Origin of the sequence: Mycobacterium colombiense (assembly GCF_001953985.1) — a bacterium.
Taxonomy (GTDB): Bacteria; Actinomycetota; Actinomycetes; order Mycobacteriales; family Mycobacteriaceae; genus Mycobacterium; species Mycobacterium colombiense_B.
Genome location: NZ_MBEI01000059.1, coordinates 1 through 7,941, shown reverse-complemented (window position 1 = coordinate 7,941; position 7,941 = coordinate 1). Strand labels below are relative to the sequence as shown.

The window sequence follows — 7,941 nt, the reverse complement described above, 5'->3', positions numbered from 1 at the left end:
TCAGATTTGTATAAGAGACAGCCGCCGCAGGCGCCCCGCACCGGCGCCCACGGCGGTCTCCCCCAGGCGGATGAGTTGCCCGACCGCGGCTGGCGACGCGTCGTGCGGCTGCTCACCTTCGGCCTGATCAACCCGGGCCCGTCGCCCGCCCAGCAGCAGGAGGCCCAGTTCGAGGCGGCCATCCGGACCCGCCTGTACGGCAACCGCAAGGTCGGCGTGCTGGGCAAGGGCGGCGTGGGAAAGACGTCGGTGGCCGCGAGTGTGGGCTCGCTGTTCGCCGGACTGCGCAAGCAGGACCACGTCGTGGCGATCGACGCCGATACCGCCTTCGGCCGGCTCAGCAGCCGCATCGATCCGGCCTCGACGGGCTCGTTCTGGGAGCTCACCGCCGACAAGAACCTGCGGTCGTTCGACGACGTGGTGGCCCGGCTGGGCCGCAATGCCGCGGGTCTGCACGTGCTCGCCGGCGAACCGGCGTCGGGACCGCGCCGGGTGCTCGATCCGGCGATCTACCGGGAGGCCGCGCTGCGGCTGGACCGCCATTTCACGATCTCGGTCGTCGACTGCGGCTCGACGATGGACTCGCCGCTCACCGGGGAAGTCCTGCGCGACCTGGATGCGCTGATCGTGGTGTCCTCGCCCTGGGCCGACGGCGCGTCCGCCGCCGCGCGGACCATGGAGTGGCTGGCAGACCAGGGCTTGGACATGCTGCTGCGACACACCATCGTGGTGCTCAACGATTCGGACGGACATGCCGACAAGCGCACCCGGGCGTTGTTGGCTCGCGAGTTCACCGATCACGGGCGGCCGGTCATCGAAGTGCCCTACGACCCCCACCTGCGGCCCGGCGGCGTCATCGACGTGAGCCACGAGATGGCCCCGGCCACGCGCCGCAAATTCCTCGAAGTCACCGCGACCATCGCCGGCTACTTCGCGGCGCGCCCCGACGGCGCGAAAGACCAACGGCCGAAGGATAACTGAGAACTAGGCCCGCGCCGAGGGGTCGGCGATCGCCTCGATCTTCATCACCCGGGATTCGCGGATCGTCAGCACGATGACGGCGAACAGGCGACGCTCGCTGAAGGCCAGCAGCACCGGTCCCCCGACCGGACCGCTGACCAGGGTCACGTCCGGCCACAGGTAGCGCAACAGGTTGGTGGCCACCGCATCTGGCCCGTGGTTGATCTGTGGTGGCGGGGCCGGATCGGCGAGGATGGTGCCCACGCCCCACACCGTCGGATCCAGGACGGCAGCCAGCGCTTGAAGGTCACCGTTGGCGCATGCGGCGATGAACTTTTCGGTCACCAACTGATGCTCGGCGGGCGCGACGTCGGCCAACTTCGGTTGCGCCGCTTCGAATTTGGACCGTGCGCGCCGCGCCAGCTGACGGCAGGTGCCGACCGGGCGGCCCACGGTCTGCGAGATCGACTCGAAGGGGACGCCGAATACGTCGTGCAGCACGAAGGCGACCCGTTCACCGGGACTGAGCCTGCGCAGAACCTCGAGCAGCGCGGTGCGGATCTCGTCGTCGAGAGTGACCCGGTCCGCCGGGTCGACGCGGCGCGGCGCGGGTGGGTCCTCGATGTCGCCCGGGCGCTCGTACCGGGCGCGTGCCGAACGCACCTGGTCGAGGCAGAGGCGGCTCGCCACCACCGTCAGCCACCCGCGGGTGTCCTCGATCTCGCTGATGTCGGCACGCGAGAGTCGCAGAAAGGCTTCTTGCGCAATGTCTTCCGCCTCACCGATGTCGCCCAGCATCTGGTAGGCGAGGTTGACCAGGTATGGGCGGTGCCGACGCCAGGCCTCGCTGACCTGATCGCTGGCTGACGGCGACTGGTTCATGACTCTTCGACGATCTGCTGGGGCAAAAAGTTACACATTGTGCGATGTAACTTTCCCACCTTTTGCCCCGTCGTTTCAGCAGTGCAGGAAGTTCACGGAAGGAACCCCATCATGACCATCGTCGTCACGGGCGCGACCGGCAACGTCGGGCGTCCACTCGTCACCGAACTGCTCGCCGCGGGAGCCCACGTCCGGGCGGTCACCCGGCAACCGGCGCCGGCCGGCTTTCCCCCGGAGGTCGAGGTGTTCGGTTCGGCCCCCGACGCGCTGCCCGGCGCCGCCGCGGTGTTCCTGAACTCGCGGGCGCTGAGTGGGCAGCTGGAAGACGTGGTGGCGCAATGCGCACGGGACGGGGTCGGCAAACTGGTCGCGCTGTCGGCGATCAATGCCGACGACGACGTCGCCCGGCAGCCGTCCCGGTTTCGCGGGGACCGCAACAGGGAGGTCGAACGCCTCGCGGTCGACTCCGGTCTGGCCTGGGTGAGCCTGCGGCCCACGGTGTTCGCGACGAACTTCGCCGGCATGTGGTCCGCACAGATCCGCGCCGGCGACGTGGTCGCCGGGCCATACGCGGCCGCATCGACGGCGCCCATCGTCGAGGCAGACATCTCGGCTGTTGCGGCCCATGCGTTGCTCGCCGATGACCTTGTCGGACAGCGGATCCCGCTGACCGGCCCCCGGTCGTTCACCAACTCGGAACTGGTCGAGGTCATCGGCGGTGTCCTGGGCCGCGCGCTGCAGTATCGCGAGATCCCCGCCGATGCCGTGCGACAACGATTCATCGGCCTGGGTTTCGGCAGTGGCTTCGCCGACGCCTACATCGCCATGCTCGCCCAGACGCTCGACAACCCCGCCCTGGTGACCGATGACGTGGAGAAGATCCTCGGCCGTCCGCCAATTCCGTTCGCGCACTGGGTCTCCGAACACCGCAGCATGTTCGACAACGAGAAAGTAGGAATCTGAGATGACCGATCCGCGCCCCCCGCGCTACCTCAAGCCGATGAACAGGTTCATGATGGCGGTCCAACGACTCGGCATTCCAACCGGTCCCGCCATGGTGCTCACCGTGCCCGGCCGCAAGTCGGGTCAACCACGCAGCACCCCGATGACGCCTTTTGATTTCCGGGGCGGCCTCTACGTGGTGGCCGGCTATCCGGGCGCCGACTGGGCGGCCAATGCCCGGGCCGCGGGCACCGGCACCCTCAGCCGGGGCCGACGGTCACGCCCCGTCCGGATCGTCGAACTCTCCGCCAGTGAGGCCCGGCCGGTGCTGCGGGCATTCCCCACCGAAGTTCCGGTCGGGGTGGCGTTCGCGAAACGGTCGGGGATGGTGCGCGACGGAACGGCTGACGAATTCGAAGCACTGGCGGGGCGGCTCGCCGTCTTCCGCTTCGATCCGGCGTAACGACTACCAGATGATGGCCGCCATGTCGCGGTTGTCCGAACACACGCTGCGCACCGCGGCTTCAAGGTCGGCGGCGGTGATTATCTGCAGGTCCTCGACGGTCACCGGTTGGCCCGCGCGTTTTTGTGCGACCACCCGGGTGTCACGAAAGCCCTCGGCACGTTCGACGACGTTGCGGGCGAACCTGCCGTTCTGCATGGCGTCGATGCCGTGGCGCCCGCCGGGAGTGGTGTAGTTGCGGATGGTCGTCGCCGCGTCCAGGAACGTTGCGCGTGCGCCGTCGTCGAGCAGGCTGGCGCGCGGCGTCGCGTAGCGGTGCGCGATCTCGACGATCTCCGCCGGCGAATAGGACTCGAAGCGCAGCTTGCGGTTGAACCGGCCGGCCAAACCCGGGTTCACGGTGAGGAACGCATCCACCTGGTCTTCGTAGCCCGCCCCGATGAAACAGAAGTCGAATCGGTGGGCTTCCAACGCAACCAGGAGCTGGTTGACGGCCTCCATGCCGATCATGTCGGGTGTGCCATCCTGATGGCGCTCGATCAGGGAATAGAACTCATCCATGAAAATGATTCGCCCGAGCGACTTTTCGATCAGCGCGTTGGTCTTGGGACCCGACTCGCCGATGAAGTGGCCGCAGAAATCCGAACGCCGCACCTCCCGGATCTCGGGGTGGCGCACGATTCCCATGCCGGCATAGATCTTGCCCAGGGCCTCGGCGGTGGTCGTCTTACCGGTACCGGGCGGGCCGACCAGAAGCATGTGGTTGGTCTGGCCCTCCACCGGCAGGCCATGCTCGAGCCGCATCGTCCGCACTTCGAGTTGGTCTTCCAGCGCCGCGACCGCTTCCTTGACGGCGGCCAGTCCCACCTGCTTGGCCAACAGCTTGCGCCCCTCGGCCAACAGCTCGGCGCGCCGGCCGGCGGCGGCGTCATCGTCGAGTTCGTCGCGGCTCTTGGCCGACGAGGCGTCCCACCGGTCGGTGCGGCTCTCGATGGTTTCCTCGTCCGTCACGACCAGGTGCAGGTTCGGGTCGGCCAGGGCCTCTTTGGCCGCCTCGGTCAGGACCCCGTTGATGGTGGCCTTGGAGAGCCAGACCTGGGCCTTGTCCTCCTCGCGCAGCTGCCGGTGCACCATCCCCCGCACATAGGCCAGATCGGCGACCAGCAGCGGAATGTCGGCGGGACCGATCGATGCCGTCAGCACGTCGGAGTCGAAGCGTGACGACGACTGGGTGTGCCCGATCACGTCGACGCGGTCGAGCCAGTCCAGGGCGACCCGGCCCTGGCCGAGGTGGGCGGCGGCGTGCGCGGCCAGCGCGCAAATCGACGCTGTCACAGCCGACATGACGATGGCGTGCGCGGGCAGCTCCTCGGCCGCGGCCAACAGCACGTCGGCCCAGCGTTGCGTGCGGTACATCAAAAACGTCCGGGCCAGCTGGTGCCACTGGTAGTTGGTCCACGAGTCCAGCAGGTCGCGGTTGGCCAGCAGCTTGTCGGCCTCGGCGTACTCGCCTGCGATCGTCAGCGCGGAGGCCAACGCCAGCCCGACCTGTGAGGCGTCCGTGACGGTGATGCCGATGTAGGGACCCAGCTGGATCTCGGCGGCCAGCGTCTGCCCGATGCGCGTGGTCTCGCGGTGCAGCCATTCGCTGGTGGCGTACAGCTGCCGCAACGAGGCCAGGTCATTGTCACCGCACGCGATGCGCCCCAGCCACGCGTCGGCCATCGACTGGTCGGCGTCGGTGGCGGCAGCGAACTCGGGTAGGGCCGCCGCCCGGCCCTGCCTGCTCTTGATCGCCATGGCACGGTCGAAATGCCTTCGGGCAGTTTGTAAATCACCCATCACGTCCCCCATCCCGGGCACGGTGGATATGGTCGCCGGAGTTGCGGGCGGCCGCCTTCGGTCGATTCGAGCTGTCGCCGCAACCGCTACATGCGCTCATCACACTGTGCCTCAAACTCGCTTTACCGACGCGCTACGTGCCGACCGACATGCTTACCGGCTCAAGACTGACGTAGCGGTTCTCGGCACGGAACATATCCATCTCGACAAGCCAATTCTTTCCTGCTGCACTGACATTCACCACCGACGGGCCGATCTGCTCGATGATCACCTCGAAGCCGTGTCGTTGTCCCTCGGAGAGTCTGGCTTCCGCGGGTGCGACCGTGATCACGGTGGCCGGGCGCGGAGTGGGCGAGATCGCCGCCTCGATGACTCCGCTGTCGGTGGCCCCAAAGCTGTTGCCGCGTCTCGCAACATACTCGACCACGCTCACTGAGGTCCGTGGTGCGGGACGCGAGCTGCTCACTACGGCGATCTCCGGCATCCGGACGCTGAGCCAGCGTGGCATGTCGCGGGTGTGCACGCAGACCCGCTCGCCGGCACCCGCGGTGCGGATCACGATCCGCTTGGCGATCGGGTCGTCCGCGGCGACGAATACGCGCGACAACTCACCGGCATCGGTGACCGGCATCAGCAGCCGGTCGCCGTTGCTGAGCTTGCCGATCAGCACACCCGACGGTCCGATCTCGGTGACCAGTTGTGGTGGCAGTGGGCTGCGCCGAATACCCCGCAGGTGCGGAAGCGGACCGCACATGTTCGCAGCCGCCGCGGCCGCCTGCTCGCCGTTGAGCCGGCGCAGGATCACGCTGGGCGGGGTCGGCGCGGGTGTCGGTGTGCGCACGGTGATGGTCGCGGTGCATTGGGCGTCCGGGTAGACCGTCACGTTCTGTATGACCTCGTCGGCGCGCAACGTCCACGCCTGCGAGAGGTTGCGCGACGTGATCGCCTCGGCCGGATACGCGTAGGTGGTCATCCAACCCGCTTCTCCGCGTATGGCTTTCCATCGCTGGGCGTTGCCCGACACCGCGTCCCACCCGAGCCGGCGATCGAGCTCGACAAGGTCGGTGGCGGTGGCCACCTTTGCCCGCAGTCCCTGGCAGCGCAACAAACCCGCGATGCGTTGAGCGGCCGAAATCGCCGCCGCGCCAACGGTCGTGCGCCAGGACAGGGCTTGGGCGTTGTCGATCACCGCCAGCCGCATGATCAGCCACGTCTCACGCCGGCCCGCGTAGGGTGGTGTCCCGATTTCCGAGTCGTACACTCGCGGAAAGTCCCCGATGGTGCCGTGCCGCGATCCGATGGTGACCACGCTGACCGAATCGAGCTGCAGGCCCAGGGCCTGATGCAGCATCGGCACCAATTCGACGATGTCGAGCACGTTTTCGGTCTCGACGGTCACCGAGCCGGTCACCATGGTCGCGCGGTGCGCCCTGCCGAGCAGCTGCACCGCGACCACGGCGATGCCGTCTTGCACGCGGACACCGCCCCCGGATCGGTTGTTGGCCACCGTGATCGGAGCGGCCCAGTCGAGCGGACGCCGGCCGCGCCGCCACAACACGGCCCACGACCACGCCGGCTGGCCCCACCAGCGCACGAAGACCAACACGACCCCCACCACCACGGCGACACCCGCGCCGATGTACCCGCCCAGGAACCAGCCGACGAGCGCCAGGAGGAACACGACCCAGACGCCGATCACCCGGCGGTTGCTCCCACGGGTGAAGCCGGTCAGGTCGGGCCTCATCGAGCCCTCCTCAATCGCGCGGCGATCGCGGACACGAGCACACCGGCGGCCACGATCCCCAGGAATCCGATGGCGATATTGCGTGCCCGATGGTCGGCCGGCGGGGGCGGCGGGGCCGGGGTGATGACCCGGCTCTGCGCGCCCGGGGGCATCCGATCGCCCGGCGGGATGTTGAACGTCAACGCAGCGACCGGGTCTACCAACCCGTACCCGACCTTATTGTCAACGCCCGCAGGAGGATTGTGCGCCGACTGCACGATCCGGTTGATCACCTGATGCGCGCTGAGCTCCGGGAATTTCGCCCGCACCAACGCCGCGACGCCGCTGACGTAAGCCGCCGAGAAACTGGTTCCCCAGAACGGCATGTTCTTCTCGCCCGGCCGCGACGGTGGGTAGGCATTGACCGGGCCGCCGCCCTGGGGTGAGAGGCCCATGATGTGGGTTCCCGGTCCGGCCACACCGACCCAGGGACCCGACATGCTCTTGTCGAGCGGGGCGCCGCTGGCGTCGACGGCACCCACCGACAGGACGTAATCGGAAAACCACGACGGCGCCGAGACGATCTTGACCTCATGCCAGTCCCGGGGATCCGACGGGTCCAGCGGGTCATACGCCGGGTTGTTGTTACAGCCGGCCTCGCCATCGTTACCCGCGGCCGCGACGATCACCGCGTCCTTCGCGGTGGACGCGTACCACAGCGCCGCCCCCAGCGCGCGCTGATCGGCCGGCGACGCGGCGGGTAGGCAGGAGGTGACCGAAATGTTGATCACCTTCGCCCCCATGTTCGCGGCGTGAACCACCGCTCGCGCAACCGAATTCAGCGTCCCGGCTTTGACCTTCTCATCGGAGTAGGGATCTCCCGGCGGCGGGTTGACCGGCTCGAAGGCCCTTGACGACTGCCGGATCGAGATGATGGTCGCGTGCGGGGCTACGCCCACCACCCCATCGGGCGCGCCGGGGGGAAGGGGCGGCACGGCGGGTTCGTCCTCGGTCTGCGGATCGGCCGGCCCGTTCGACGCGGCCGTGGCGCCGCCGCCCTCCGGCGGCGGAGGAGGGGGCGGGGCGCGGCGGCGGGGGGGAGAGGGGCGGGGGGGGGGCGCGGCGCGCC

General features: G+C 68.5%; 7 protein-coding genes. 3 read left to right on the top strand and 4 right to left on the bottom strand.

Annotated elements, in window-relative coordinates; translation table 11 throughout:
* Positions 1-75 precede the first annotated feature (75 nt).
* Positions 76-981 carry a MinD/ParA family ATP-binding protein gene (locus A5732_RS19390; RefSeq protein WP_076053658.1) on the top strand — a complete coding sequence of 302 codons (906 nt, stop codon included), beginning with the start codon at positions 76-78 and terminating at the stop codon, positions 979-981.
* A gap of 3 nt (positions 982-984) precedes the next feature.
* On the opposite strand, the gene sigI is transcribed toward A5732_RS19390, so the two are convergent.
* Positions 985-1,842, bottom strand: a complete 858-nt coding sequence (gene sigI / locus A5732_RS19385) for an RNA polymerase sigma factor SigI (protein WP_075234802.1) — start codon at positions 1,840-1,842, stop codon at positions 985-987.
* A gap of 111 nt (positions 1,843-1,953) precedes the next feature.
* Between sigI and A5732_RS19380 the strand changes: the two genes are divergently transcribed.
* Both A5732_RS19380 and A5732_RS19375 read left to right on the top strand, forming a co-directional pair.
* Positions 1,954-2,805 (top strand): NAD(P)H-binding protein, encoded by an 852-nt coding sequence (locus tag A5732_RS19380; protein WP_076103053.1) that lies wholly within the window; start codon positions 1,954-1,956, stop codon positions 2,803-2,805.
* 1 nt (position 2,806) lies between these two features.
* Positions 2,807-3,247, top strand: coding sequence for a nitroreductase family deazaflavin-dependent oxidoreductase (locus A5732_RS19375; protein WP_076053654.1), 441 nt, complete (start codon positions 2,807-2,809; stop codon positions 3,245-3,247).
* A gap of 3 nt (positions 3,248-3,250) precedes the next feature.
* Here A5732_RS19375 and eccA read toward each other — a convergent pair whose 3' ends face one another.
* The 3 genes from eccA to mycP form a co-directional block, all read right to left on the bottom strand.
* The gene (gene eccA, locus A5732_RS19370; RefSeq protein ID WP_076053652.1) at positions 3,251-5,101 is read right to left on the bottom strand and encodes a type VII secretion AAA-ATPase EccA; all 1,851 of its coding nucleotides are present in this window, start codon (positions 5,099-5,101) and stop codon (positions 3,251-3,253) included.
* Between the two features lie 121 nt (positions 5,102-5,222).
* Complete coding sequence (gene eccE, locus A5732_RS19365) at positions 5,223-6,833, bottom strand: type VII secretion protein EccE (RefSeq protein ID WP_076053650.1); 1,611 nt, start codon at positions 6,831-6,833, stop codon at positions 5,223-5,225.
* A partial coding sequence (gene mycP / locus A5732_RS19360; RefSeq protein WP_076103055.1) for a type VII secretion-associated serine protease mycosin occupies positions 6,830-7,941 on the bottom strand: 1,112 nt, incomplete at its 5' end. The genes eccE and mycP, both read right to left, overlap by 4 nt.

Bases quoted from the DNA above. Each gene is read 5' to 3' on its own strand.
- sigI (WP_075234802.1), bottom strand. From the start codon at position 1,842: ATGAACCAGTCGCCGTCAGCCAGCGATCAGGTCAGCGAGGCCTGGCGT.
- A5732_RS19380 (WP_076103053.1), top strand. From the start codon at position 1,954: ATGACCATCGTCGTCACGGGCGCGACCGGCAACGTCGGGCGTCCACTC.
- A5732_RS19375 (WP_076053654.1), top strand. From the start codon at position 2,807: ATGACCGATCCGCGCCCCCCGCGCTACCTCAAGCCGATGAACAGGTTC.
- eccA (WP_076053652.1), bottom strand. From the start codon at position 5,101: ATGGGGGACGTGATGGGTGATTTACAAACTGCCCGAAGGCATTTCGAC.
- eccE (WP_076053650.1), bottom strand. From the start codon at position 6,833: ATGAGGCCCGACCTGACCGGCTTCACCCGTGGGAGCAACCGCCGGGTG.